The organism is Rhizobium sp. P1_B8 (genome assembly GCF_056406515.1).
On record NZ_JBFTZZ010000022.1, the window covers coordinates 68,684 to 93,449 of the forward strand.

Consider the following 24,766-nt stretch of genomic DNA (forward strand, 5'->3'; position numbering starts at 1 on the left):
CGCGGGTGTCCATGCCGATCCATGTGCAGCTTCTTCGACATGCAACGGAGACACCGGACAAGCCGGCGCTGGTGATCGACGGGCGTTCGCTCAGCTATGGCGAGCTCTATGTCCGCGCCAAGGCAATTTATCGCTTTCTCCAAGATCTCCCTCGCTCGAACCGCCGCACGCTCGATCTGCCCGGTGTGGAGAAGCTTGCCGCTCTCAGCCTTGGCAACCATATCGCCTTTGCCGAGTATTTTGCGGCGGCCACCGCCTACCCAAATGCCTGCGCGGTCGTCGACCCGATGATGCCGGCGGAAAGAATCGAACGCATAATCGAGCGGCTGGTGCCTGACGTTTTGATTGTCGACGACGATGCTGGACCAAGCGCCGAAATTGCCCGAAGACTTGGCATTCCCGTCATCGCTGCCGGAGCGGAGGCTTTCGACCTCGCCTCGACGCAAGGTGAAGCCGAGCTGCCGGTCGATGCCGATAAGATCTTTCTGATCGGCTTCACGTCGGGGACCACTGCCGAGCCGAAAGCCTATTGTCGCTCGCGCGAGCAATGGCGCCGGAGCCTCGATCGCGGACGCGTCGTTTTCGAGCTCGAAGACGCCCCCTCGACAATGTGCCCGGGAGCCTTGGCTCATGGCCTGGCGCTTTATGCGCTGGTCGAAGCTCTTGATGCCGGGGCAACCTTCCATTCAGTCCGGAAATGGGAGCCTAGTGCGGTCGCACGCGCCCTCTTCTCGGAAGGGATCGAACGGCTGGTCGCCGTTCCCACCCATATAGCCGGGATTGCCAGGGCCTGGACGGGTGAACCGGCCCTGGCCTCCCTGCGTGATGTCCTCACTGCCGGCGCAAAGCTCGATGTCAACGGTGTCGAATCCATGCGCCGCCTGTTTCCGAAGGCGCGCATCCGGGAATATTACGGCGCATCCGAGATTGGTTTCATGACCGTCTCGACCCTCGCGGGCGGCGAGATCGATTTTCCGATCGACCGGGTCGGACGAGCCTATCCCGGCGTGGAAATCTCCATTCGCGACCCCGATGAAAAGGATGTCGGGATCGATGTGGCGGGAACCATATTCGTCAGCAGCGACCTGATCGCGGATGGATATCTCTGGGGCGATGACGGTCAGGCCTTCCGGGTCACACAAGCCGGAGCGACGGTTGGAGATCTCGGCGAACTCGATGCCAATGGCATGCTGCGGGTGATCGGCAGGGCGGGCGGCATGATGATATCAGGCGGCAACAACGTTTATCCCGCCGAAGTCGAGAGTGCGCTCAAGGCCTGCCCCGGTGTAGAGGATGCCGTTGTCTTCGGGCTGCCGGACGCCTATTTCGGCCAACGGATCGTCGCCGTTGTCTCGGGAGAGACGATGGACCCGAAAATCCTGGCCGATCATTGCGCGCAGATGCTCGGGAAGTACAAGATCCCCAAGCAATTCTACCATATAAGGTCCTGGCCGATGACGAGCAGCGGGAAAATCTCGAGGGGGCAAGTGGAGCGGGCCGTGGTTTCTGGAGACGATCTTGTCCTACGCCTTTCAGCCTGACGAGGATTGGCAGCCAGTCGTGGTTGCCGCCTACCGGTCGCCGATCGGCCGGGCTTTCGGATCGCTTGCGACTGTCGCGGCGGAAGACCTGCTTGCGCCGATCATTCATCGGATCCTTTCCGAAACGGGAATTGCCCCCGACACCATAGACGACGTTCTGGTGGGCAACGCCGCAGGTGGCGGTGGAAACATCGCGCGGCTGGCAGCCCTCACCGCAGGTCTGCCCATGGCGGTTCCGGGCGTGACTATCGATCGGCAATGCGGCTCGGGTCTGGAAGCGATCATCACCGCAGCCCGTCTGATCCAGGCGAAAGGCGGGTCGTGCTTTCTGGCCGGCGGCGTGGAGAGTGTCAGCACCGCGCCATGGCGCGTCGAAAGACCAAAGGCGAATGGGATGCCGCCGCGATTTTACGGGCGCGCCCGGTTTTCGCCTGAAACGATCGGCGATCCGGAAATGGGAATTGCCGCCGAAAACGTCGCGCGGCAGTTCGGCATAACGCGCCAGAGACAGGATGAATTCGCCCTGCGCAGCCACCGGCTCGCCGTGCAGGCGGCCGAGGCGGGCATCTTTCGGCCCGAGATCGTTGAAATTCCCACCAGCCATGGTCAGATCGAACGGGACGAATGCCCACGTGCCTCCACATCCCTCCCGGCGCTCGCAAACCTCCGGCCGGTCTTCCTGGCCGATGGTTCGGTGACAGCAGGCAATGCCTGCCCGCTGAACGACGGCGCCTGCCTGGTACTTGTCATGAGCCGCGCAATGGCGAGAAGCATGGGCATCGAAAAGGGCCTTGCCTTCATCGATAGCGCCGCTGCCGGTGTGGATCCCAATCTGCTTGGTATCGGGCCGGTCGCCTCGACCAGGAAGCTGCTGCAGCGTCAGTCCGGGCTCTCGCTCTCCGACATCGATGCCATCGAATTCAACGAGGCCTTCGCGGCCCAGGTTCTGGCATCGCTGGATCAGCTCGATATTCCTGCCGATACGATCAACAGGAACGGCGGAGCGATTGCCTTGGGCCACCCGTTCGGGGCGTCCGGCGCAATCCTCGTTACCCGACTATACAGCCAGCTGATCCGCGACCTCAGCGGATGGGCGCCGGGCGCGACCGGCCTGGCCATGATCGGTATCGGCGGAGGCATTGGGCTGACCGCCATGTTCGAGGCTACCCAGCTTTCCTGACCAAAATAGGGTAACGGCATCCGGCGCGCGACCATACGACGGTATTGCTTTCCCTCACCCTTGAACCAATCGACTACAACCCCGCTCGCGTCATAGCCTCCATTTGCTCGGGAACGACATGTCTGTTGCTGGAGCGGATGAGGAGCAAAGCATGTCGCAGTCAGATACCAACATCCTCGCTGATGAAGCTTACTTTTCCCACACTCGACCGGATGCGATTGCCTTCGATGCAAATTCTGCCGACGGCATATTCGGCGTCGTCCACGATCTGGGCAATCTGATCCAGGTCGCCACCTCCGCGCTGAACATGATTTCACGCAGTCCGGACATCGAGATGGCCCCTACCCTCCTGCCGATCTTCGCCAGTGCCAGGATTTCGCTTCAGCGTGCAGGAACGCTCGTTCAGCAGACGATGCGCCTTGCGAGCGACGGCAATGCCGCCGCCGAGCCGGTCGACATCAGGGCTTGCCTGATGGAGATCGAAGCCCTGGCCAAAGCGACCTGGGATCGCAATATCGCGTTCGAGATATATGCCAGCGAGACGCTTCCGATCTTCCGATGCAGCCGCGTAGGGCTGCAAAGCGCCATTATGAACCTCCTGCTCAACGCGCGCGACGCCATGCCGGATGGCGGCGTGATTTCAATCATAGCCACCTCCATCGACGACGAACGCGCCGCAGCCGGGATCGAATTGCGGATTTCGGACAATGGTCTCGGGATGACAGAAGATGTGCTACGCAGGGCGAGCGATCCGTTCTTCACGACGAAAGCATCGGGGCTTGGCGGCCTCGGATTGCCGATGGTGAATCGATTCGTTCGGGAAGCACGGGGCCATCTCCGTCTGGAAAGCGAGCTCGGCCGAGGCACGGTGGTGACACTGCGATTGCCCGTCGAAGGCTGAGGCCCAGCAATCCCGGGCCAAATTCATGGCATAGCCGGGCGAAGCTTTTCGCCAGGCTCATTCCTAACGCAGCTGTCAGGCGGCGGCGCGTTTGTGATCTGCCGGATGCTGAAGCCGAAAGCCGATCGCCAGCCTGTTCCAGGCGTTGATCATCGCAACACCGATCGAAAGGGCCACGAGCTCGTCATCCGCGAAGTTGGCGTGTGCCTCTTCATAAACATCATCCGGCGCATGGCTTTTCGCGATCTGAGTGAGAGCCTCGGCCCAGGCGAGTGCGGCCCGCTCCCGAGTGGTGAAAAGCTGCGACTCCCGCCACGCGTTCAGAAGCAGCAGCCGGTCATCCGTTTCGCCGAGCTTCAGCGCGTCCTGGCGGTGCATGTGCAGGCAGTGAGCGCATCCGTTCATCTGGGAAACGCGCACCTTGACGAGTTCGAGCAACTTCGGATCGAAGCTTTTGGCAATCCAGCCTTCAACGGCCACGAGGCCGTCGATGCCGCTGTTCTTATGGGCCATGAAGTTCAGACGCTTGATCATTCTTATCTCCATCGTGAGAGCATTGATGACGCAAGCCTCGGCTTGCAGGCAGTGAATACGCCTTGCCTTCCGGGTCGACCATCTGCCCCAACGGTTTATCAAGCCGATGCCTGTTGACGTCATGTTCCGCCATTTCGGCCAGCTGGCCTACTGCGTTGGCATAGGGTGACAGCGACCGAGGAAGAATAGTTTGGGACCGCGATCCGGCGCATCCTCCTGCCCATCGGTTACCGGCCGCACCGGCGACGGTCCCTATGAAGTCGCTTCGCTCATTGGGGACGCGGTGGGCATGCCGAGCAGTTGCCTGCTCACCTTCAGGTCACCAGAGGACATCCTCGTAAAGGACAAGGAGACTAAACATGAAAATCGTCGTTATCGGCGGCACTGGCCTCATCGGCTCCAAGACCGTGGAAAGATTGCGTAACAAGGGGCACGAGGTGTTGGCGGCTTCGCCGAACTCGGGTGTGGACACGATTACCGGCAAAGGCCTGGCGGAAGCGCTCGCTGGAGCACAGGTGGTGCTCGATCTCGCAAACTCACCCTCGTTCGAGGACAAGGCCGTCCTGGAATTCTTCCAGACGTCGGGCCGCAATCTGCTCAAGGCAGGGGCTGCCGCCGGCGTCAAGCATCACATCGCGCTGTCGATTGTCGGCATGGAGCGGCTGCAGGGCAGTGGCTACATGCGCGCCAAGATGGCCCAGGAAGAGCTGATCAAGACTTCCGGCATACCCTACACCATCGTGCACTCCACCCAGTTCCATGAATTCATGGCTGGCATCGCCCAGTCGGGTACCGTCGGCCAGACCGTGCATCTGTCGCCGGCTTATGTGCAGCCGATCGCCTCGGACGACGTCGCCGACGTCATGGCCGAGGTGGCGCTCGGCACGCCTCTGAACGGCACGATCGAGATCGGCGGGCCCGAGAAAGTCCGCCTCACCGAAATCGTGACGCGTCTCTTCAAGGCGACGAATGATCCGCGGCAAGTGGTGGCGGATCCGCATGCCCGCTACTTCGGCGTGGAGCTCGAGGATAATTCGCTCGTGACCGGCGCCAAGGCGCGGCTTGGCCAGATCCGCTTTGACGATTGGCTGAGCCGGCAGCCGCCCCAGAAGAAGAGCGCCTGACACCGGGCGCCAAGCGACCCATTCCCATCAACTGAGGAGACCAGACATGCTCAAAAAAATGATCTCGGCAGCAGCGCTTGCGATTGTCCTTGCCGCCGGCACTCAGGCTTATGCCGCAGGCGGCGACGCGAAGGTTCGCGTCGTTTTCGACCAGAAGCTTCCCAATGTTCCCGGCAAGAGCATGCGGGCGGTGCTCGTCGAATATGCACCGGGCGGGTCGTCGCCCGGCCATACCCACCCGGCCTCGGCCTTCATCTATGCGACCGTTCTCGAAGGGGCGATCACCAGCAAGGTGAATGACGGGCCGGAGAAGGTCTATAAAGCAGGCGAAAGCTTTCCCGAATTTCCGGGCGATCATCACGCCGTCAGCAAAAACGCCAGCAAGACAAAGCCGGCGCGCCTGCTTGCGGTCTTCGTGCTGAATACCGACGAGACGGAACTGACGACCGACGACAAGTGACGTGACCCACGATGCCCGGCACCGCCGGGCATCGATTTCTCCCGCCGCATCAGGCGCCCTGCAGCGCCAGTTCCAGATCCGCCACCAGATCATCCGGATGTTCGATGCCGATCGACAGCCGGATCGTCGATTCCAGAACGCCGATCCGCTCCCGGATATCGGCGGGCACGCCGGAATGCGTCATGGTTGCCGGGTGGCTTGCGAGCGACTCCGTGCCCCCGAGGCTGACCGCGAGCTTGAAGATCTGCAGCGCGTTCAGGAATTTGAACGAGGCGGGCTGACCGCCGCGGATGTCGAAAGAGAAGGTGGAGCCCGCGCCGCTGCATTGCGCGATGAAGGTCCGGCCGGCCGGCGATTCCGGATCGTGGTAGGGCAGGTAGTGAACCTTCTCGACCTTCGGGTGATCTCGCAGAAAGTCTGCAACGGCCCGCGCATTGCTGTTGGCCCGCTCCATGCGAAGCTGCAGCGTTTCCAGCGAACGGCCGAGCATCCAGCAGGAATGTGGATCGAGCTGCGTGCCGATCGCGCCGCGCAGGGCCTTGATCTGTTTGATCACCGCCTTGCGACCAAGAACGGCGCCGGCGATCAGGTCCGAATGACCACCGACATATTTGGTCAGCGAATAGAGCGAGATATCGGCGCCGTGCTCGATCGGCCGCTGGAAGACCGGTCCGAGCAGGGTGTTGTCGCAGACAATGATCGGCATATGGCCCTGTCTTGCACCAATCATGTCGGCCACGCGTCGGATCATCGCGACATCGACCAGACTGTTGGTCGGATTGGCAGGCGTCTCGATCAGGATGACGGAGACGCGGCCCTTGGCCATCGCCTCTTCCGCCGCCTTTTGCACCGATCCTTCGCTGACGCCGTCGGCAAATCCAATGGCGGCGACGCTGAAGTTCAGAAAGGTCTTGGCCAGCAATGTTTCGGTTCCCCCGTAGAGCGGCTGCGAATGCAGGATCGCATCCCCCGGCCGGACGAAGGCGAGCAGAGTCGTGGCTATCGCCGCCATGCCGGATGAAAACAGCACGCCGCTTTCCGTCCGTTCGTAGACGGCCAGCCTGTCTTCGACGATCTCGCTGTTTGGATGGTTGAAGCGCGAGTAGACGAGGCCGGCCCCCTTCCCCTCGGGCGGCTCGCGGCGGCCCGACACGTAATCAAAGAAGTCGCGGCCATCCTCGGCTGTATTGAAAACGAAGGTGGAGGTGAGAAACACCGGTGGCTTGACCGCCCCTTCCGAGAGTTCGGGATCGTAGCCGTAGTTCAGCATCTGCGTCTCGGGATGCAGCGCATGATTGCCGATATGGGTTTTGGAAGGATGCGGGGCGGTCATCAACGTCTCCTGTGTCGGGACTGCAGAAATGGCAGAATACATCAAAACCATATGAGAGGAGCAATCATCGCGGTCAGCTTATGGTCTTGCCCAGAGTGTCGGCGACATAGGCCCCGCGCGATCCCATCGGCAGCGGCGCTCCCGTCGTCGTGTCCTTCGCGGTCTGATGCTCCAGTTCGGCGTTCAGCTCGCCTCCGATGATGAGAATGACGACCGAAAGCCAGATCCAGATGAGGAAGCCGATCAGTGCGCCGAGTGTGCCGTATGTCGCGTTGTAATTGGCGAAATGATCCAGATAGTAGGAGAAGCCGAGAGACATGGCGGTCCAGGCGACCGTGGTCAGAGCCGCGCCCCACGTCATCCACCGGAGTTTGGCAGGCTCCCGGCTGGGGCCGAAGCGATAGACTGATGTAACGGCCACAGCGACGACCAGCAGAAGCAGCGGCCATCGCATGAGAAGGGCCATGTGCTCCTTGAATTGATCGAGCCAGAGATAGGAGAGGACAACAGGCATGACCCCGACGAGCGCCACCATGACAATTGTCAAAAGCATTGCGCACAAGGTGAAGCAAAGGCCGATCAGGTTCAACCGGACAAGCCCCCGCTTCTCCTCTTCCTCATAGGCGACGTTCATAGCGTCGAAGATCGCCAGCGTGCCGCTATGCGTGCTCCAGAGGGCGATGCCGAGACCGACAAAAAAGGTGATGCCGAGCGTAGCGTCGCGACGATCGACGAGTTCCTTGATCTGGTCGGCAAGAAGATCGAACGCGCCTGATGGCAGAAGGCCAGCCAATTCGCGAAGATGTTCGGATATGGTGGTCGGATCTGCAACCAGCCCGTAGAGTGATACCAAAGCCGCCATGGCTGGGAACAGCGCCAGCAGCAGATAGAAGGTCACGCCCGCGGCAATCAGCGTGACCCGGTCGGCGAGGACCTCGTGGAAGACGCGCCAGAACACGTCGCGAAGGCCGCTGAAGGGAATAGCCTCGGGCGTGCTAGCGCTGCGGCCATGATCGTCACCCGCGTGACCGACATCCGCAGATGGGGCAGCCGACCTGCGCTCCGTCGCCTGCATCAAGACAAATGCGCCGATCGCTGCGGCCATGATTGTCGCCGCAATGGGGAATTTCTTGAGGTGAAGCACATCTGGCATGAGGATGTTCTCCGATCTGGTGCGGAGATAACGCGGCGTGCCGCTAAAGGATGCAAGCCGTTGCTTTCCTGCGGACATTTAAGCAGGGGCGAGGTCAGTCAGGTTCCCGCGGTCCGGGTCAGGCGGCAGGGATCGGAGGTGATTGAGGGCTCGTCAAGCCGCGCCGCCACTGCGCTCGGTTACCGCCTAAGCAACGGATCTTAGGGAGTTTTAGAAATTACAACGCATTGATATTACTGCGTTCGCCTCCAGCTGCGGAAGTGAACTCGGTCTTTAGTTCCTTTGCTGCGTTGTGCTGTTTCTTTTTCGCAAGTCTACCGATGGGGCGGCTTGGCGGCCGCGAGACCGGTGCGCAGCTCCTATCGAGAGCGCGACTTGGACCTGAATCCCACTGCCGTCCGATGCTGGCGACCGCGACGCGCTGTGTAGCAAGCCCGACAAAACAATAGCGCCGGTGACAATGGCCTGCAATAGCCGTCTGCGTTATCAACGGCCAAATCCAAGGCCGACCCCTGCGAGCCGATTGCTTTCGCTCGGCGCGCCGCGTGGCAAAGCGTCGTCGCGACCTAGATAGTGACCTGCCCGCGGAGGCGAGCTCGATAGCGATGGCGGTTGCTTGATAGCGTCTCGGCAATCGGCAGAACGCGCACCGACCAAGTCGCCACGCGAAAGCAACCGCGTGGCAATGTGGCGGAGACTTAATGCGCGCGTTGCTCGGGACATCGGCCAGCTCGCAGCCTGGCGCCATGAGCCATCGGCGGCCCCTCCCCGACCGCGACTGGAGGCGCTGCTCGGGCAGTTCATTGCTGGGCATCTCGCGCATCCCTTTTGGAGGCAGGGGATCATCTACCGGCATATAGGCCGGGATTAACGCAGGTCTTCCATATGCTAGAGAGCGAGGATCCACATGTCATCAAATGGCGTGCATCGAAGGCGGGCGCCGCCCTATCTGTGGCGGCGCGCCATGGCGTCACGGCCGGCTATCCCAGTCAAGGCGAACTCGATGCTGCCTGCCCCCACATGCGCTCGGCTCGCCACCGCAAGCAATTGGCGATCGTTGTCGCTGGGGCATGTGCGCTGACGGACGGTCGGCCGATATCAGCGGTCGCCCGTTTGGACAACGAGTTGATACGTCGGAAAGCCTCGGCATTGAGCTCCCGATCACGTAGGGTCGAAAGGCAGCCCCTCCCCTGTCGCGTGATCCCTCCGCTCGATCACGTGGAAAGTCGGATGCGACGACGTTCCGTCGGTCGGCCATCGCACGGAAGGTGCAGCTTCAATGACGGCAGGACAGTCGATCCTCCAGTCTTCCCTCAGGGGAATCCAGGAACCCCCGTAGGCCAGTTATCGCCCGATCGTGCCGTTGTCCGCGGACAACCGGTTGATCAGCCCGGCAGCTGTCAGGTCGTTTGCACATGAGTTGGTACCCGCGGCAATTGGTTTGCGCGACCGGGAAAATATGCCCGATATCGCGCTACTGATGGACGCTGTGACCTTGCGGCACTGTGGCCGCCTCGGTGGCTCTGCCTGGTGTCGTAGAGCGGCCGTTTCCTGCACCTCGCCGAGCAGGCGTGGAGGTATTCGGCTCCAGCGCTTCCGAAGAGCCCTGTCGGGTCTGCCGACAGGATCGCGTTCCCCAGAGCCTGCCACCGGTTTGATGAAGAGCAGAATTGCACCCATTCAAGGAGACTGCGCGCTGCGGCTTCACTCTCCGAATGGGATCCGCGACAGGGGTGGCAAGGCGCCGCCGCGGTGTCGTTGTCGCCGCTTTTTCGTTTCGCTGGAGGGGCGGCAATCGAGGCCTCCCGTCCCGCGGCGTTAGGCTGTTTGGCTCATGGCGATGCTTTGGTCCGAGCAGATCGGTGGGCGGCGGCTCCGTCCTTCGAGCCCCTGCGGCGCGTCTTTGGGGGAAGCTGGAGAGGGGCGGCACGTGAGGGCTGCCAATCTGGCATCCTGTGAGCCCGAACTGCATCGATCGGCTCGTCCGTCCAAGCTATATCGATTGGTCCTCCTTCCTGAGTTCCGGTGGCCGGGGGCCGAAGCTTCGAATGATGCAGCGGGTGGCTTTGTGCCGACGTCGGGATCCGCATGTGCCGGGGCGGATAGTTGGAAGTCGAGCTTGGCGATCGCCATGTTCGATATCTCGGCCAATTCGGCGGTCGGTCAGGTGGAGACAAGCGAGGCTACGCCCTTGAGCGGACGAAGGGCTAGGCGAGGCAACTCCAGTGCGCATCGTCGCCGATCATTGCGAACCTCTGGCCTCACGTTTGGCTGCTGGCCCACCAGCAGTGCGATGCCCGATTTCCTTCATCGAGCAATTCGGGGCGGGGCAGGTCAGCCGGCTTGAGGCCGGAGAACCGCGTCCGCCAAGGTCGCTGCTCGGCAAGTTGTCCGCGGACAACACCACTTCCAGCGCTCATCGCGTGAGAGAAGGCCGTATCCGCCTGGCGCCTCCTCTGCGAAATCCGCGCAATCGTCAGGCTTGAATTTGCCGCATTGCGACATTACCTCGTGACGGACCGAAGCGCTTTCCCCTCCTAGCCGCTTCGGTCCGACGGACAGCACTTCTCCTCCCAGGCTGTCGGTCACTATCGAAGCCCGGCGCATCTCTCCCGCGCCGGGCTTTTGCCATTCTGGCAACCTGCCGTCGGACAGGCAACGCATCCCCGCCTTCCATTCGTGTCGATCCGACCTCGCGAGATTTGTCGAGGTCGAGGAGGCTTGGGCCGGCGATGGGATGTCTGCGTCGCCGGTTTATGCCGCGACCGCCGCATCGACTCCAGCAGAAGAGCCGCGCGTGGTTGTCTCGCGAGACCGCTTGTGAACAAGCCGCGCGCCAAGAGCGCCACGACCGACGATGGCGCGGACGCCACCGCTTACTGGCATCTGCTTCCGGTCTGCGCGGCGCCTTCCAGGAGGAAGCGCCGAATGCCTTGGTGATGTCGTTCCAGTCTATTAGAGCGGATCAAGTCAAATGTTGGTGCACCATATCTGACGCACGCCGGCCGCTGCCCTTCATTACGCCGTCGGCACCCAATCCGGTCTCGATCTCAGTCGGTATGCGGTGGCTCGGATCCTTGCCGCGCGCTTGCTGAATTCAAGAGAGGATGGATGGTGATTTCCGCAGCCGGCCCTCCAGCACCGGGCAGGGAAGGGTGCCGGTGGTGGGTCTGGACTAACCCTCGAGATCGCGAGATCCGAGGCCGGCGCTCCGAGCGTGTTGCCGCCTGTGCCTTACGCCGGGTGCTTGAGAGTTGCGCCGTCATCGTGGTCAGAAGTGCGGCTAGCTGATCGCGCCGGTCGAAAGAAGAATGGTGTCGAGGACGTCTCTTCGATGCCGCCGCGCGCCGCATTGCTCTCGTTCCCCATGGAGGTGGGCCAGTTGGTTTTGCGGAACCGGTGCGGATTCCTCAGACGTCGTCATAGCAGAGCGCCCATTGGTCGCCGATATGCCAGCAGCGCCCTATCCGCGGGTCCGTCTTCCAGAGCAGGCTCTTGACGAATTCGATGCCGCCGCGTCTGAAGGCGGCGGTCAGCGCCTCGATCTCGTTATCGTCGATTGACAATCCACCGTTGGCGCAGACGAAATAGGCTACGCCGATCCAACGCGCCGCAAATCCACCCTCGCCGCGCACGATACGAAGCGCAGCGCCATGGGACGCGTGACGGCCGCCTTTCGACGGTCGGTCCTGGCGCGGCACGCCGAGCGGCAGCACCAGACGCCCTCCAGGCCGCAGTCTTTCGATCCAGGGTTCAGCAGGCCGCGCGACGGCGAAATTCACATAGATCGCATCCACCTCTTGCTGCGGCCATTGACTGCCGTCGGCGTTGATGACGCTGACATTGGCTCGATCCGCCAGCGCTGCTTGAGCGTGGGCGGCCAGATCCGGATCCATCTCGACGGCATAGACATGACCAGCAGGGCCGACCAACTCTGCGAGAATGGCGCTATAGTAGCCGGTGCCGGCGCCGATATGGGCGATACGGTCGCCGATTTGTACGTCTAGCTCTGCCAGGAGCCGGGCATGCAGTGAGGGGCTGCCATTGTTGATGCCCTTGTCGGTCAGCAGGGCGAATAGCACGTCCTGATAGGCCAGAACCACGTCGGAGGAGGGGAGGGGGCGATATCCGCCGCCTATATTGGCGATCTGCCATGGCGGCGGACCGAGAAATTTTTCGCGCGGGACGGTGGCAAAGGCAGCTTCGATCCGCGGGTTCGTCGTGGCGGCGGTTGCCACTACCTGATGGGCGTAAGCGCGGCGGATCACCGCCAATTCGTCGGCCGTGAACATCGCAGTCGGCATGGGCAAATCTCCGGGCATGGCTTTGATCTGTTCCCTTTTTACGTCTTTGCGGCTCCAAATCCATCTCTATCCCGATGCCTGATCCTTATGGATGGTGGATAGTCTTACTTGACAAGGAAGCCTATGACGGAAGGTAAGTGTTATTTAGCTTCCATGTAGGAAAAGTACGGTGTCACTTCATAGGGTTAATGTTCCGCAGGCTGCAGAATTTAGCTTCTTCGCCGCACATCAAAGTGTGGCCTGCAAAGAGGCGGCATCGGCCCTTGGATGCCAAGCACTCCCCAGCGCCATCGACACGTTTCAGGCGTCGGGTATCGCGCGGTGCCTAGTGTCTACTCTGAAACGCTTCTTGATCCTGTCGACGGGTGTACCGTCCTGAAGCGGAACCTGGACCAGTCGATCATAGGTCTCGAAGCCCATCTTTGCGTAATAGCCAAGGCCGCTGACGTTGTCGGCGCGAATGGTGGCATTGATGAATTCGAGCCCGAGCTCTTCCGCTGCCGCTCGGGTTGCAGGAAAAAGTGCGCTGCCGACGCCTGCGGTCCTTGGGTTCATGCGGGCAAAGGTCGCAATGTCGGCGAACCCTTTTGGCGGATCGCCGTATAAGCTCAGCGACTGAAAACCGACGAGCGACTGATCGTGCTCTGCGACATGGCAGGTAAGAGGAAACTCGCCATCGATGAACCAGTCCGCGAACTCGGCAGCCGAAAGCGGTGTCTCGAGTGCGGTTGTTCCGCCGGCCCGGATGATCTCGTTCAGGAGACTGCTCAGCTCCTCCGCGTCAGCAGAAACGGCCCTTCGAATGTGCATGTCCTGGCTACCTCGTCTCCGACCAACAGCCTATTGGCAAAATTAGAGAGTACAAGTCACCATGTCGTCTGGAAGGGCAAATTCCGTTCGGCGTTCAACGAACCTGCTTTACGCGCGTGGTGTTCAGGCACTCAAAAGCTTTTGCGTCTTTCGGTCGAAGAAATGAACCTTGGCGGTTTCGAATGAAGACTTCGCCCGTTTTCTGGTGCCGAGCGAGGCCCATTGCAGATAGGAACTGGCGCGATGAGATACGGCGTGGACTCATTACCGCGTAGCCAAATTCGGATTGATGCGAATTTGACGAACGCCAGATAGTTGGCCGCGAGTTTGGTGTATCTGGTCGCAACACGCCTACATTGCTTAATTTTGTTGAAGAACCGTTCGATCCGGTTGCGTGCGCGATAGAGATAGGGGCTGAAGCAGATCGGGTCTTTGCGGTTTCGTTTCGACGGAATGTTCGCCCATGCTCCTTGCTGGCGAGCCAGCTCTCTAATCCGAACGGCGTCACCCGTGTGACACGTTAGCTTAGATGCGTCGCGTGAAGGCGCCGTCAACCACCAGATTGGCGCCGTTGACGTAGCTCGCCGCTGGGCTCGCCGTGAATGCGACGACGTTGGCGATCTCCTCGGGCCTCGCCATGCGGCCCATCGGGATCATGGCAACCGCATTACGAAAATCTTCGGGTTGCTCGCTCTTGATTCGATCCCAGGCACCACCGTCAAAGAACGTCGAACCGGGGCTGACGACATTGGCTCGGATACCCTTGGGCGCGACGGTCCGGGCGAGCGACTTGATGTAAAAGTGCAGCGCAGCCTTTATGGCGCCATAGGATACCTCTGTGTAAGCATTGAGTTCTGAATCCTCGACTCCCCCAATCGAGCCAATGGCGACGATGCTCCCCGCCCGTGATCGCTCAAGGTGCGGCATAACCGCCTCAACTGCCGTCACAGTGTGGATCAGATCGACGTCGAAGGCCGACTGGAACGCCTCGATACTAAGGCCGAAAGATAGAGCGCTGGCATTTGCCACCAAAATGTCGACACCCCCAAGCGCCGCCGCAGCGCTTCCAACCCAGCTCCGAAGTGCCGCTGGGTCTTTGACGTCAACGGCCCGGCCCCAGGCCTTGCCTCCCTTGGATTCTAGTGCCTTGACCGCGTCCTCAACGGCGTCTCCGCTGCGGGCACAAATCGCGACGTCGGCTCCCTCCAACGCAAGACGCTCAGCGATGGCAAGCCCAATCCCCCGAGTCGAGCCGGTTACCAGTGCCTTTTTGCCAGTGAGCTGCAGATCCATTTCATGGGCTCCTCTAGTCCGACATCCATTGGAAATACCGCTTTGTGAGGTTAGGTATGTTCCCTGCAGGCAAACGCGGCAAGACCGGATCGGCATGATGATCATATCAACGTTAGGATGCCATGATCGGTGATGCCTTCAGTTTTGGTGATCTCGGCTGGCAAGCCGGCAGCCGCAAGCCTGCTTTATCGGCAATTCCGCTTTTGGCACATAGCATCGTCTCGCTGCTACGCAGCAACGTGTCGGCCATAGGGGCATAGCGGACTCTGTCAGGCTATCAGTCCAGCAGACTTATGAGTTCACGGCCTAACCATCGTGATGCTGAGCAAATTTGGCCATGGCGGAGATGATGATGACGGCGGACGCGGCACCAGGATCGATGTGCCCGATCACGCGGTCCCCCAATCGCGAAGCCCGTCCCTTGGCCGCCGTCATGTTGCTGGTCGCTTCACAGCCTGCCCGCGCTGCCCGCTCCGCTGCCTCGAAGCATTGGGCGAGGGGCTTTCCCGACTGCCGGGCATCGAGTGCTGCGTCGGCTGCGGGCTTCCAGGCGTCAACCATCGTCTTTTCTCCGGGTTCGGCCTTTCCGCGTTCCTGGATTCCCTGCGCCATTGCCGCAAAGACGCTGAGGAAGTCGTCATCGCTCAATGTCTGCTTGCCTTTGGCGGCCGCTCCGGCGCGCATGAAGGCCGTGGCATATAGCGGGCCGGACGAAGCGCCGACCGCATTCAGGAATGCCTTTGCCGCGACGTTGAATGGGGTTGTCGGGGCAATCCCGGCGTCAAGTTCGCCGACCGCTTTCGCCGCGGCCTGGCAGCCCGCATCCATGGCAAGGCCGTGATCCCCATCGCCAATGGCACCGTCCAGTTCGCAAAGATGATCCCGTTCCGCCGCAATATCCTCGGCAATCCCGGCAAACAAGCGCTGCAGATCTTCGGTCGTAAACGTCATCGATTACCTCGCAAACATCGCGCAATCACAGGGGTGGTCGATCAATCGCTGAAGCTCGTCGTCAAGATGCATGACCGTGATCGACGCGCCGGCCATTTCGAGCGAGGTGCAGTAATTCCCGACGAGCGACGTATGGAGGATGAGCCCGGCATCGTCGAGCCGGGACTTCACGCGCCGCATCATGATGTAGAGTTCCATCATCGGGGTCGAGCCCAGCGAATTGACGAGTACCGCGACACGATCGCCCCGGTCTGCGTTCATTTCGCGAAGAATGCTGTCCATGAGTTCGTCCGTCACCGCGTCGGCCGGCCTCAGCGGCTCGCGCGCCACGCCAGGCTCCCCGTGGATGCCCATTCCGATCTCCATCTCCCCTTCGCCGATCAGGAAGTTCGGCCGGAGGGTCTGGGGCAGCGAACATGGGGAAAGCGCGACACCCATCGTATAGGTTCGCGCATTGGCATGGCGGGCGGCGCGCTCGACATCGTCAAACGAGTAGAGAAGATCGCACGCTGCGCCGGCGGCCTTGAAGATGAAGACGTTACCCGCCACGCCCCGTCGTCTATCCCTTTGATCGGGAGGAGCAGACGCCACGTCATCCGTGGTCAGGACGGTGCGTACCTCGATCTCGTCAAGTGCCAGCATCTCGGCTGCCATGTCGAAGTTCATCACGTCGCCGGCATAATTGCCATACATGAACAGCACACCGGCGCCGCCGTCGACTGCCATGGCGCAGGCGACAATCGGATCGGGCGGCGGCGACGCGAAGACGTTGCCGATTGCGGCCGCGTCTGCAAGCCCCTTGCCGACGAACCCCAGAAATGTCGGTTCGTGCCCGGAGCCACCACCGATGACCAATCCGACCTTGCCCTTTCGCGGCCCGTTTCTGGCGACGATCGCGCGGGGCATGTCCTCTACCGCGTAGAGATGGCGCGGATGGGCCGCCAGGACCCCCTGCAGCATCTCATCGACGGCATCGGCGCCGGAATTGATAAGCTTCTTCGTCTTCACATCGATCCTCCCGAGAGCGAGTTCCCGATCGCATAGATGCAGCAGCACCGCTGGAGGTCAATCCGCCAGCACGTCGCGCTGCAGCGGCAAGACGGTGACAGCCAATGGGGCAAGCAGCAGATGCCCGCTTGAGTCCTTGCCGGTCGGCCCGCATGCGCTGCAATCGACCTTTCTCTCTTTGCTCGTCAGATTGACGACGTACAGCCTGGCGCCTGTAGTATCCCTTGCAACGAAAGACAGGACCTCAGAGGGTGAGGAGGAGACGCATTCCTGCCAGGATGCACCAGTCAAAGCGGAGAGTGTCCGTATGGTGTTGAACAGCGAGCGCCGGCCGCCTTGTTCGGTCGGTTCCGCCGGACCGGCGATCAAACCGAACGGACCGGTCAGGGCCGATAGCGTCAGGCATTCCAGATCGGCATCCAGCACCCGTATCGCGTAACCGAATGCAAAAGCCTCCGCGAAGCGTCCATTGTGGCGTGGGTCGCGGTTGGCCATGGGTATGCGAGAGCCGGACGGATTGTCCATCGTGCGGCTGCCATAGGGGTTTTGCCGCATCGGGATCGTCGACGGGCCGATGCGGTAGGGCTTGTCGCCGTAGATCGCACGCACAGACCGGGTGATGAAGGGCAGGGCTTCCAATGTCTGCATGACGCTGAGATCGTCGGCCGCATGCACGATCGGGTTGGTGCAGTGGCTGACGAAGTCGAGCTGTCCATCCGGGACGCGCTTCCGGTTGAGCTCGGTGAAATAGCTCAGCATGCCGCCGCCAATGCGAATGCCGGGAAAGGCAGCGCGAGCGGCGGTATAGACTTCATCCAAAGGCGGGCAATCCGGCCAGGCGCTGCCGGGCGGCGTCGACTGCCGGTCGACCGAAGGCGAGATCATGATCGCATCGGGCTTGAATTCCGCCAGCTGCATTTGGCGGGCGATCTCGGCGGTCTCGCTTGACGGCGATAATTTGCAGGGAAGGGCAATCTCCAGCGTCGAGCGGCCGCGATGGACCGTCGCGATTGCTGCGAACCGCCTGAGCGCGTCGACGCCGTGCCGGGCACTCGGGTCGAAATGGAAGAGGAGTTCCTGAGGAGCGATCTCCGTCAGGATGGACTTTGCCAAGAGGGTCGCATCGGCCTCTTCGGGTGTAATAATCACGCCGATATCCGGCATGGTGCCAGTGCGCGCACCGAGCTCGAGTTTTATGGCGCCGACTGACAGCCCAGCCGAAGGATCCCGTGTGGCACCGTTGATATCCCTGATAACAAGCGACGTCTTTTGACGGACAGGCTKATTGGCGGCAATCTGGTAGGGCCAGGGCAGGGCGCGCGGCCTGACATATGTCTTATAGGATGCGTCCGACCAGTTCCTTTGATCTTCCATTTCAAAGGTGTCGCCCTCCATCCGGCATTCCGCCTGAACGTCAGGCATGACCAGGTGGGTGATGGCGCGCATGTCCTTGAACGGCTGCCAGGGCTCAATGAGATCGGGAAACCGTGTTGCCACGACCTCCCCGTCGACATGCTCGACCGTCGCCGGTGAACCTGCCAAACCGACGATCGGGTGCAGAATGCAGAAGCCGCAGCGGTTGGTCTCGAAGCCGGTCGAGGCGATGGCCTCAGCCTCGAAGTCGAGCCGGTCCGCAGTTGCGCTGATGCGAACGTCAATGACAAGCCTGGTATCGTCGGGTCCCTCGCAGCGGGCGAGATAGGCGACCTCGAAGCGATCGTCACTCTGCTCGATGCGGAGATCGGTGATTTCAGGGCTGTAGGTGCCCCAGTCCCGGTCGCGAACGAGATAGGAAATCGCTCGCAGCACCTCGGTCCCGTCGTAGCGGATGGTGCGGAGGTTGCCGTTGGCGAGATCGGCTTCCAGTTTTCCCGCTCTCAGCCGAATCGGCGGCGTTTCGACGAGGCGAGTGCCGTAGAGCTGGAACGCATCGACCGTCATCGCAGCATCGCTCCGACATCGATCGTCTGTCCCCTGGCCGCACTGTCATAGGCGGCCTCGACGAGCGCAAAAGTTTTCAGATTGTCAGCCCCTGACGTCGAGTGTTCCGCGCCGCGTTCCAACTGATCGACCCAATGCTGCTGGATCGTATAGACGCTCTCCTGGATGTTGTGCCAGGGCCGCGAGGCCCATGACAGCAGCTTCGGAGACACGTCCGTGGTCGTGGTGCCCTTGGCGTTGGTGACTTCGAGGCCGTAACCCTGGGTCAGGCGGATCGTGCCTTCCGAACCGTCGAGCTCGATCAAGGTCTCGGGGAATGGCTCCCTGGAAAGCTTGGTGGCGTAGCTGACGTCGACGACCGACGTGGCGCCGTTTTCGTGATCGAGCAGAATGGTCGCGACATCCTCGCCCTTGATGATGGGATTGACCCGCTTGGTGCGGGCCGTGAGCGATCGAACGTCGCCAAGGATATAGCGCGCGATATCGAGCGTATGGATGCCAAGGTCTTCAATAATGAACCGTTCGCCCTCGGCGAGATAGGGCTGACCGGAAAAGACGTCGTAGGCCGAACGGAAGGAGAAACGGCCCCAGAAGGGCGTGCCGATGGCATCGGCCTCCAGCGTCTTCCGCACCGCCTGGATCGGCGTCTGCCAGCGAAAGTTCTCGTGCACCATTAGCGGTATGCCGGCGTTGCGGCACGCCTCGACCATCGCCTTCGCATCCGACAAGGTCTTGGCGAACGGCTTCTGGCAGATGGCCGGCACCTTGTTCGCGGCCGCCATTTCGACGAGGGTACGGTGACTTTGGACGGTCGTGGCAATGTCGACGAAATCAAAACCGCCATCGGCGAACAACGCCTCGGCATCGCCATAGCGGCGATTGATGCCGAACTGATCGCCGACGAGCTTCAGCCGCTCTGGGTCGCGATCGCAGATCGCGACAATGCCGGCACCTCGAACGTCATTCCAGGCATGCATCTGGTTTATCGCAAAGAAGCCGCAACCGATCAAAGCTCCTTTTAATTCCGTCATCTCAACCTGCCTTTGCCATCTGCATGAGGGTAACGCGCTGCTGCAGGCGGCGTTGCGCCTGGTCGACGACGACGGCAATGATGATGACGAGGCCCTTGATGACCATCTGCCAGAAGGAGGAAACGCCCATCATCACCAATCCGTCGGAGAGGATGCCGATGACGAAGGCTCCAATGATCGTGCCGCCGATCGTGCCGCGGCCGCCCGACATCGAGGTGCCGCCGAGCACGGCTGCGGCGATCGCATTGAGTTCGAAGCTTTCGCCGGTTGCCGGATGGGCTGCCATCAGTTCGGAGGAGATGACGACGCCGACGATGGCCGCGCAAAGTCCGGAGAACATGTAGACGAAGATCTTGACGACATCGACCCGGATACCGGACATGCGCGCAGCCCGCTCATTGCCGCCGACGGCGAAGATGTGACGACCGATCGGTGTCGAGCGGGCGACATAGGCGGCCAGCAGCGCAAGCACGATCAGGATCCAGATCGACACCGGCAGGCCGAGAATGCGTCCCGCGCCGAAGAAATCGAAGCCGGTCGTTGCATATTCAGGCCGGCCGACAAGGTTCGGAAAGGTCTGGCCGTCCGATGACAGCAGGGCGAGACCGCGGGCGATATAGAGCGTACCAAGCGTGGCGATGAAGGGCGCGACGTTGAGCTTGGTGATCAGCAGACCGTTGATCAGACCGATGAGCAGGCCGATCGACAGGGTGATCAGCACGATCTCGAAAAGGTTGAAAAAGATGGTGTAGCCAATCGGCAATTCGATGCCGTAAAGGATCAGACCGCCCGCGACCATGCCGCAAAGACCGACGATCGATCCGACCGAGAGATCGATGCCGCCGGTGATGATGACGAAGGTCATGCCCATCGCCAGGAACGCGTTCAGCGCCACATGCTTCGACATCAGGATCATGTTCGCCGTCGAGGTGAAGTTCGGTGCGAAGATCGCAAAGAAGATGATGACGGCAAACAGCGCGATGAAGGTCCTGAGCTTCATCAGCGTCAGAAGCACGGAGCCGTTGGCGCCTTTCGGCGTGAGAATAGTTGATGTAGCCGCCATCATGACGCGAGTTTCCCTTGATGTCCGTGTCCCTTGGCAGAAGCCGCAATGATGGCTTCTTCGGTGGCCTCGTTCCGGTCGAAGACGGCGACCAGCTGGCCGTTGCTCAAAACCGCGATGCGATCGGAAAGCGCCATGACCTCTTCGAGGTCGGAAGTCGAAAACAGAATGGCAAGCCCGTTTGCCGCCAGCCGCCGCATGGTGCGGAAGACATCGGCCTTGGCGCCGACATCGATGCCGCGGCTCGGTTCATCCATCAGAAGCACCTTCGGATTGGTCATCAACGCCTTACCGATGACGACCTTCTGCTGATTGCCCCCTGACATCGAGGTCACCTCGAAATCCGGGTTCGGTGCCTTGATCGAGAGATCGCGGATCGCATCACGAATGGCATTCTTCTCCGCACGCCTGTCGATATGGAAGAGCCGGGTGAAGCGGCCAAGGCTCGCCAGCGTCAGGTTGGAGGCAATCGAGAGGACCTGGACCAGACCTTCCCGCTGCCGGTCTTCCGGAATGAGCGCAAGGCCGCGGCGGATACGTCGCGTGGTGTCGCGGGCGCGAACCTGCTTGCCGTCGATGAAGATCTTGCCGGTCGAGTGCGTGTGACGCCCGATCACGCATTCGAAGAATTCGCTGCGTCCCGCACCCATCAGGCCATAGATGCCGAGGATTTCGCCTGCCTTGACCGACAGGGAGACATCGTTGACCGAGAGCCCGCCCGTCGGCCGCGGCAGGCTGATGTTTTCGGCACGAAAGACCTCAGCTCCGATGGCGTGATTCACGGATTTTGCAAAATCCTTGGCATCCGAGCCGATCATCGAACGCACGATCCAGCGTGTATCGATGTCGCGGACCATGGCCTCGCCGGTGATCTGGCCGTCACGCAGCACCGTGATGTAGTCGCCGATCCGCATCAGCTCTTCGAGCCGGTGCGAGATATAGACGATCRCCACGCCCTGGGCCTTCAGTTCCGCGATCACCTTGAACAGGATCTCGACCTCGGCCGCCGAAAGAGCCGAGGTCGGCTCGTCCATGATCAGGATCCGGGCATTCAACGACATCGCCTTGGCGATCTCGACGAGCTGCTGCTGGCCGATCGGCAAATCCTCGACCATCGTATCGGCCTCGATCCCGGCATCGAGACGCTTCAAAAACGCATTGGCCTTTTGGACCTGCGCCTTGTGATCGATGCCGAGGATACCGCGGGTGATTTCGCGCCTGGCGAAGATGTTTTCTGCGACCGACATGTTGGCGAAGAGATTGAGTTCCTGGAAGATCATCCCGATGCCATGCGCTTGCGCGTCCGCAGGGCTGTCGAAGGATACGGGCTTGCCATCCAGGATGATGCGGCCGAGCGTCGGACGCTCGACACCGGCGATGATCTTCATCAGCGTCGATTTGCCTGCGCCGTTTTCGCCGACAAGGACGTTCACTGCCCCGCGACGCAGCTCGAGATTGGCGCGCTTGACGGCGACGATACCCGAATAGACCTTCGACACGTCGTCGAGGCGCAGGATGACATCGTCCTTTTGTGCCTCTCCTGTGGTCATGGGCCGACCTTCAGTTCCGAAGGCGTTATGAGCGGCAGCTCGCCGCTCTTCGGCAGCGGAAAGGCGCCGATCGCGGTTACCGTCTTGCCGGCGAGGCCCTCACGCGGGATGGCGGAGAGAAAGGAGGTATTGGCCTTCTCGTTGAAGGCTTTGCCAAACTGCGCCCACTCGATCTGGTTCTTGAATTCGTTGAAATTGACGAACTCCAATGTGTCGCGCAGCGCCGTGCCCCGCAGCGCCGGCCCGATCTGCACCTTGGCTTCGGCCTTGCCGTCGCCATCTGCGTCGACATCGAGCGTTGCCGCGCGAGAGGCCGTATCGGCCGCGACAATCTTGCCGGTGATCTTCACCGCATAGGTCCATGGCGAGCTGCTCTGCTTGCGGGGATTGCCGTATTTCTCGCCGGCCGCGTCGGGGCTGGAGGCGGAAAGCTGCATGACGTCTTTGAGGTCGCCGGCGCGCTTCTCGAAATAGGGCACGGCCTCGGACTGCCAGATCGCCTCGACCTTTGCATTCGGGTCGAAGGCGGTCTTGGCCGCTGCCGCAGCCTTTTCCTCAGCCGTCGGCGTCTTGATGATCTTGCAACCGGGCAAGGCTGCCGCCACGACGGCAGCGAGCAGGGCGCCCTTCATTCTCAACATGCTTTAAACCTCGACGTCTTGCGAAATGCATTGCGGAGGGCGCAGCGCTGCGCCCTTCGCAATTCGCGGCTGATCAGTTCGTCAGGGCGAAGGTTTCGAGTTTGCCGGCATTGTCGGCATTGATGAGAACGCAATCCATCAACTGCTTCTCTTCCTTTGGCGTCGTCTTGTTCTTGATGTAGGCGTCTGCCTGTTCTACCGCCAACTGAGCCTGCGCATAGGCGGGCTGCAGGACCGTTGCCTTGATGCCGCCCGACTTGATGGAGTCGCGCACGTCGTTGGAACCGTCGAAGCCGACGACAATCACGTCCTTGCGGCCGGCCGCCTGCAGTGCCGCGATCGCGCCCATGGCCATCGTGTCATTCCCTGAAATGACGCCCTTGATGTCGGGATTTGCCTGGAGGATGGTTTCCATCTTCGAATAGGCTTCCGTCTGGCTCCAGTTGGCCGACTGCTTGGCGACGGACTTCAGGTCCGGATAGTCGTCGATGACGTCGTGATAGCCTTGCGAGCGGATGCCGGCATTGGTGTCGGACTCCTTGCCCACCAGCTCGACGTAATTGCCCTTCTCGCCCATCAGCTTGACAAATTCCTGCGCCCCGAGCTGGGCGCCCTGATAGTTATTCGAGACGATCTGGGCGACGGCAACGCCCGTCGCGTTGATTTCGCGGTCGATCAGGAAGGAGGGAATGCCCGCATCCTTTGCCTTCTTGACGGCCGCGACGGAGGCGTCGGCTCCGGCATTGTCGAGAATGATCGCCTTGGCGCCGCGCCCGATCGCCGTGTCGATCATTTCCGACTGCTTGTTGGCGTCGTCGTCATGCGTCATGAGCAGCGTCTCGTAGCCGAGCTCCTTGGCCTTGGCTTCGGCGCCGACGGCTTCGGCCTTGAAGAAGGGATTGTCATGCGCCGGCGTGATGATGGCGATGAGATCGGCCGAAAAGGCCGGAAGAGCCGTACCAAGCGCGAGGGCGCCGGCAAAAGCTGCAAGTGTCAGTCTGCGCGTCAGTTTCATATTTTCCTCCCTGTTGTGAATGAAGCCCCGACTTCCCGGAGCGGCTAACCCCGTCTCCTCGGGGCAGTTGAAGGGGGAGGGCTCGCCTCCCCATGCCGGTTCAGGTGATGCGCCGGATGCTTTCGGCGATCTCCTGCGGTTCGAATACCTTTTTCCAGTCGTCGCGCATCAGCGCCGGGATGCCGAACTCGATCGCCTTGTTGCAGGCATCCGAGAACACGCCGTCGACTTCCTTGAAGATGACCGCGCCGAGCACGTTCATATGGCCGAGCAGGAAGTCGCGGGCAGCCTGTTCAGGCACGCCGCGTGCCACGCATTCGTCCATGGCCTGCCGCATGACGACGAGCAGCGATGCGCAGACGGTTTCCGACAAACCCGGTTCGAGCATGGCAAGCTGGTCGACCGTGACCCGGTGCGAGCGCATGACCGGAGCCCAGATGAGTTTGGCGATTTCCTCGCCAAGCGCATAGGCGCTCTCGGGACCCTGCATGAGCGCCGAGACGATGTGCTGCTTGGCGAACAGGCCGCCGAAATGGTCCTTCTTGGCCTGCATCTCCGTCTCGTCGTTGAAGATCGGCGGATGGCAGGGATGGGTGACGAAGTAGGTAAGATCGTCGCGCTTCGGCAGGTGGCCGGCAAAGGGAGCCGCTGCGTCCAGCGCGATCACCATCGTGCCTGATGTGAGCTTGTCGGCGATGCCTGCCGCCACTTTGCCGATCGCCGTATCCGGCACGGCAAGGATCACCACATCGGCGCCATCGAGTGCGGCATCGACGGGTAGGCAATCAAGGCCGAGATCATTCTTCAAACGGGCCTTGCCTGCGTCGCTCACCTCGACATGGCGCACCTCGAAACGCGAGCCTTTGAGGTTTTTGGCAAGCCGGTATCCCATTTTTCCGCCTGCGCCGAAGAGGGCAATCTTAGTCATGTTTT

The 24,766-nt window shown here is 61.3% G+C and carries 21 protein-coding genes and 1 pseudogene; 6 read left to right on the forward strand and 16 right to left on the reverse strand.

What is annotated here, in order from left to right; translation table 11 throughout:
• Positions 1-11: 11 nt before the first annotated feature.
• The 3 genes from AC1D2N_RS24200 (at position 12) to AC1D2N_RS24210 (ending at position 3,622) form a co-directional block, all read left to right on the forward strand.
• The gene (locus AC1D2N_RS24200) at positions 12-1,541 is read left to right on the forward strand and encodes a class I adenylate-forming enzyme family protein (RefSeq protein WP_026242344.1); all 1,530 of its coding nucleotides are present in this window, start codon (positions 12-14) and stop codon (positions 1,539-1,541) included.
• Positions 1,519-2,721, forward strand: coding sequence for a thiolase family protein (locus tag AC1D2N_RS24205; RefSeq protein WP_018245473.1), 1,203 nt, complete (start codon positions 1,519-1,521; stop codon positions 2,719-2,721). The genes AC1D2N_RS24200 and AC1D2N_RS24205 overlap by 23 nt, the downstream gene beginning before the upstream one ends.
• Positions 2,722-2,872: 151 nt before the next feature.
• Positions 2,873-3,622, forward strand: coding sequence for a sensor histidine kinase (locus tag AC1D2N_RS24210; protein ID WP_018245472.1), 750 nt, complete (start codon positions 2,873-2,875; stop codon positions 3,620-3,622).
• A gap of 75 nt (positions 3,623-3,697) precedes the next feature.
• On the opposite strand, the gene AC1D2N_RS24215 is transcribed toward AC1D2N_RS24210, so the two are convergent.
• Positions 3,698-4,156, reverse strand: coding sequence for a carboxymuconolactone decarboxylase family protein (locus tag AC1D2N_RS24215; protein ID WP_018245471.1), 459 nt, complete (start codon positions 4,154-4,156; stop codon positions 3,698-3,700).
• 359 nt (positions 4,157-4,515) lie between these two features.
• Here AC1D2N_RS24215 and AC1D2N_RS24220 point away from each other — a divergent pair, with 359 nt between their 5' ends.
• Entirely contained in the window at positions 4,516-5,280 is a 765-nt protein-coding gene (locus AC1D2N_RS24220; protein ID WP_018516925.1) for an SDR family oxidoreductase, read from the forward strand.
• Positions 5,281-5,326: 46 nt separating this feature from the next.
• On the forward strand, positions 5,327-5,740 hold the full coding sequence (locus AC1D2N_RS24225) for a cupin domain-containing protein (protein ID WP_018245469.1): 414 nt from the start codon (positions 5,327-5,329) through the stop codon (positions 5,738-5,740).
• Between the two features lie 49 nt (positions 5,741-5,789).
• Here AC1D2N_RS24225 and AC1D2N_RS24230 read toward each other — a convergent pair whose 3' ends face one another.
• The 6 genes and pseudogenes from AC1D2N_RS24230 to AC1D2N_RS24255 form a co-directional block, all read right to left on the reverse strand.
• Positions 5,790-7,073 (reverse strand): cystathionine gamma-synthase family protein, encoded by a 1,284-nt coding sequence (locus AC1D2N_RS24230; RefSeq protein WP_018444596.1) that lies wholly within the window; start codon positions 7,071-7,073, stop codon positions 5,790-5,792.
• Positions 7,074-7,146: 73 nt separating this feature from the next.
• Complete coding sequence (locus AC1D2N_RS24235; protein WP_018516926.1) at positions 7,147-8,226, reverse strand: YihY/virulence factor BrkB family protein; 1,080 nt, start codon at positions 8,224-8,226, stop codon at positions 7,147-7,149.
• 3,410 nt (positions 8,227-11,636) lie between these two features.
• The gene (locus tag AC1D2N_RS24240; protein ID WP_018516927.1) at positions 11,637-12,548 is read right to left on the reverse strand and encodes a protein-L-isoaspartate O-methyltransferase family protein; all 912 of its coding nucleotides are present in this window, start codon (positions 12,546-12,548) and stop codon (positions 11,637-11,639) included.
• A gap of 282 nt (positions 12,549-12,830) precedes the next feature.
• Positions 12,831-13,340: a GNAT family N-acetyltransferase gene (locus AC1D2N_RS24245; RefSeq protein ID WP_018245462.1), complete on the reverse strand. Its 510-nt coding sequence runs from the start codon at positions 13,338-13,340 to the stop codon at positions 12,831-12,833.
• A gap of 251 nt (positions 13,341-13,591) precedes the next feature.
• Positions 13,592-13,879 (reverse strand): annotated as a pseudogene (locus AC1D2N_RS24250) (IS5/IS1182 family transposase); the annotation flags it as partial.
• Positions 13,866-14,633, reverse strand: coding sequence for an SDR family NAD(P)-dependent oxidoreductase (locus AC1D2N_RS24255; RefSeq protein ID WP_018516929.1), 768 nt, complete (start codon positions 14,631-14,633; stop codon positions 13,866-13,868). The pseudogene AC1D2N_RS24250 and the gene AC1D2N_RS24255, both read right to left, overlap by 14 nt.
• 122 nt (positions 14,634-14,755) lie before the next feature.
• On the opposite strand from AC1D2N_RS24255, the gene AC1D2N_RS24260 reads away from it, so the two are divergent.
• The gene (locus AC1D2N_RS24260) at positions 14,756-14,893 is read left to right on the forward strand and encodes a hypothetical protein (RefSeq protein WP_020572901.1); all 138 of its coding nucleotides are present in this window, start codon (positions 14,756-14,758) and stop codon (positions 14,891-14,893) included.
• Positions 14,894-14,939: 46 nt separating this feature from the next.
• Here the strand turns inward: AC1D2N_RS24260 and dhaL are convergent, their stop codons facing one another.
• From dhaL to AC1D2N_RS24305, 9 genes are all read right to left on the reverse strand, one after another.
• The gene (dhaL, locus tag AC1D2N_RS24265; RefSeq protein WP_018516930.1) at positions 14,940-15,584 is read right to left on the reverse strand and encodes a dihydroxyacetone kinase subunit DhaL; all 645 of its coding nucleotides are present in this window, start codon (positions 15,582-15,584) and stop codon (positions 14,940-14,942) included.
• Positions 15,585-15,587: 3 nt separating this feature from the next.
• Entirely contained in the window at positions 15,588-16,592 is a 1,005-nt protein-coding gene (locus tag AC1D2N_RS24270; protein WP_018516931.1) for a dihydroxyacetone kinase subunit DhaK, read from the reverse strand.
• A gap of 57 nt (positions 16,593-16,649) precedes the next feature.
• Positions 16,650-18,533 carry a D-apionate lactonase gene (gene apnL / locus AC1D2N_RS24275; protein ID WP_477982161.1) on the reverse strand — a complete coding sequence of 628 codons (1,884 nt, stop codon included), beginning with the start codon at positions 18,531-18,533 and terminating at the stop codon, positions 16,650-16,652.
• Positions 18,530-19,564, reverse strand: coding sequence for a Gfo/Idh/MocA family protein (locus tag AC1D2N_RS24280; RefSeq protein WP_018245457.1), 1,035 nt, complete (start codon positions 19,562-19,564; stop codon positions 18,530-18,532). Before AC1D2N_RS24280 ends, apnL begins: the two co-directional genes overlap by 4 nt.
• Position 19,565: 1 nt before the next feature.
• Positions 19,566-20,630: an ABC transporter permease gene (locus AC1D2N_RS24285; protein WP_018516933.1), complete on the reverse strand. Its 1,065-nt coding sequence runs from the start codon at positions 20,628-20,630 to the stop codon at positions 19,566-19,568.
• A complete protein-coding gene (locus tag AC1D2N_RS24290; protein ID WP_477982163.1) occupies positions 20,627-22,177 on the reverse strand; it encodes a sugar ABC transporter ATP-binding protein in 1,551 nt (516 codons plus the stop codon). The genes AC1D2N_RS24285 and AC1D2N_RS24290 overlap by 4 nt, the downstream gene beginning before the upstream one ends.
• Positions 22,174-22,818, reverse strand: a complete 645-nt coding sequence (locus AC1D2N_RS24295) for a DUF2291 family protein (RefSeq protein WP_018516935.1) — start codon at positions 22,816-22,818, stop codon at positions 22,174-22,176. The genes AC1D2N_RS24290 and AC1D2N_RS24295 overlap by 4 nt, the downstream gene beginning before the upstream one ends.
• A gap of 73 nt (positions 22,819-22,891) precedes the next feature.
• Positions 22,892-23,833, reverse strand: coding sequence for a D-ribose ABC transporter substrate-binding protein (locus AC1D2N_RS24300; RefSeq protein WP_003550404.1), 942 nt, complete (start codon positions 23,831-23,833; stop codon positions 22,892-22,894).
• A gap of 100 nt (positions 23,834-23,933) precedes the next feature.
• On the reverse strand, positions 23,934-24,761 hold the full coding sequence (locus AC1D2N_RS24305; RefSeq protein ID WP_018516936.1) for a phosphogluconate dehydrogenase C-terminal domain-containing protein: 828 nt from the start codon (positions 24,759-24,761) through the stop codon (positions 23,934-23,936).
• Positions 24,762-24,766 lie beyond the last annotated feature (5 nt).

Bases quoted from the DNA above. Each gene is read 5' to 3' on its own strand.
- AC1D2N_RS24285 (WP_018516933.1), bottom strand. From the start codon at position 20,630: ATGATGGCGGCTACATCAACTATTCTCACGCCGAAAGGCGCCAACGGC.
- AC1D2N_RS24215 (WP_018245471.1), bottom strand. From the start codon at position 4,156: ATGATCAAGCGTCTGAACTTCATGGCCCATAAGAACAGCGGCATCGAC.
- AC1D2N_RS24230 (WP_018444596.1), bottom strand. From the start codon at position 7,073: ATGACCGCCCCGCATCCTTCCAAAACCCATATCGGCAATCATGCGCTG.
- AC1D2N_RS24300 (WP_003550404.1), bottom strand. From the start codon at position 23,833: ATGAAACTGACGCGCAGACTGACACTTGCAGCTTTTGCCGGCGCCCTC.
- AC1D2N_RS24225 (WP_018245469.1), top strand. From the start codon at position 5,327: ATGCTCAAAAAAATGATCTCGGCAGCAGCGCTTGCGATTGTCCTTGCC.
- dhaL (WP_018516930.1), bottom strand. From the start codon at position 15,584: ATGACGTTTACGACCGAAGATCTGCAGCGCTTGTTTGCCGGGATTGCC.
- AC1D2N_RS24305 (WP_018516936.1), bottom strand. From the start codon at position 24,761: ATGACTAAGATTGCCCTCTTCGGCGCAGGCGGAAAAATGGGATACCGG.
- AC1D2N_RS24235 (WP_018516926.1), bottom strand. From the start codon at position 8,226: ATGCCAGATGTGCTTCACCTCAAGAAATTCCCCATTGCGGCGACAATC.
- AC1D2N_RS24240 (WP_018516927.1), bottom strand. From the start codon at position 12,548: ATGCCCGGAGATTTGCCCATGCCGACTGCGATGTTCACGGCCGACGAA.
- AC1D2N_RS24260 (WP_020572901.1), top strand. From the start codon at position 14,756: ATGATCGGTGATGCCTTCAGTTTTGGTGATCTCGGCTGGCAAGCCGGC.
- AC1D2N_RS24280 (WP_018245457.1), bottom strand. From the start codon at position 19,564: ATGACGGAATTAAAAGGAGCTTTGATCGGTTGCGGCTTCTTTGCGATA.
- AC1D2N_RS24245 (WP_018245462.1), bottom strand. From the start codon at position 13,340: ATGCACATTCGAAGGGCCGTTTCTGCTGACGCGGAGGAGCTGAGCAGT.
- AC1D2N_RS24295 (WP_018516935.1), bottom strand. From the start codon at position 22,818: ATGTTGAGAATGAAGGGCGCCCTGCTCGCTGCCGTCGTGGCGGCAGCC.
- AC1D2N_RS24255 (WP_018516929.1), bottom strand. From the start codon at position 14,633: ATGGATCTGCAGCTCACTGGCAAAAAGGCACTGGTAACCGGCTCGACT.
- AC1D2N_RS24210 (WP_018245472.1), top strand. From the start codon at position 2,873: ATGTCGCAGTCAGATACCAACATCCTCGCTGATGAAGCTTACTTTTCC.
- AC1D2N_RS24200 (WP_026242344.1), top strand. From the start codon at position 12: ATGCCGATCCATGTGCAGCTTCTTCGACATGCAACGGAGACACCGGAC.
- AC1D2N_RS24220 (WP_018516925.1), top strand. From the start codon at position 4,516: ATGAAAATCGTCGTTATCGGCGGCACTGGCCTCATCGGCTCCAAGACC.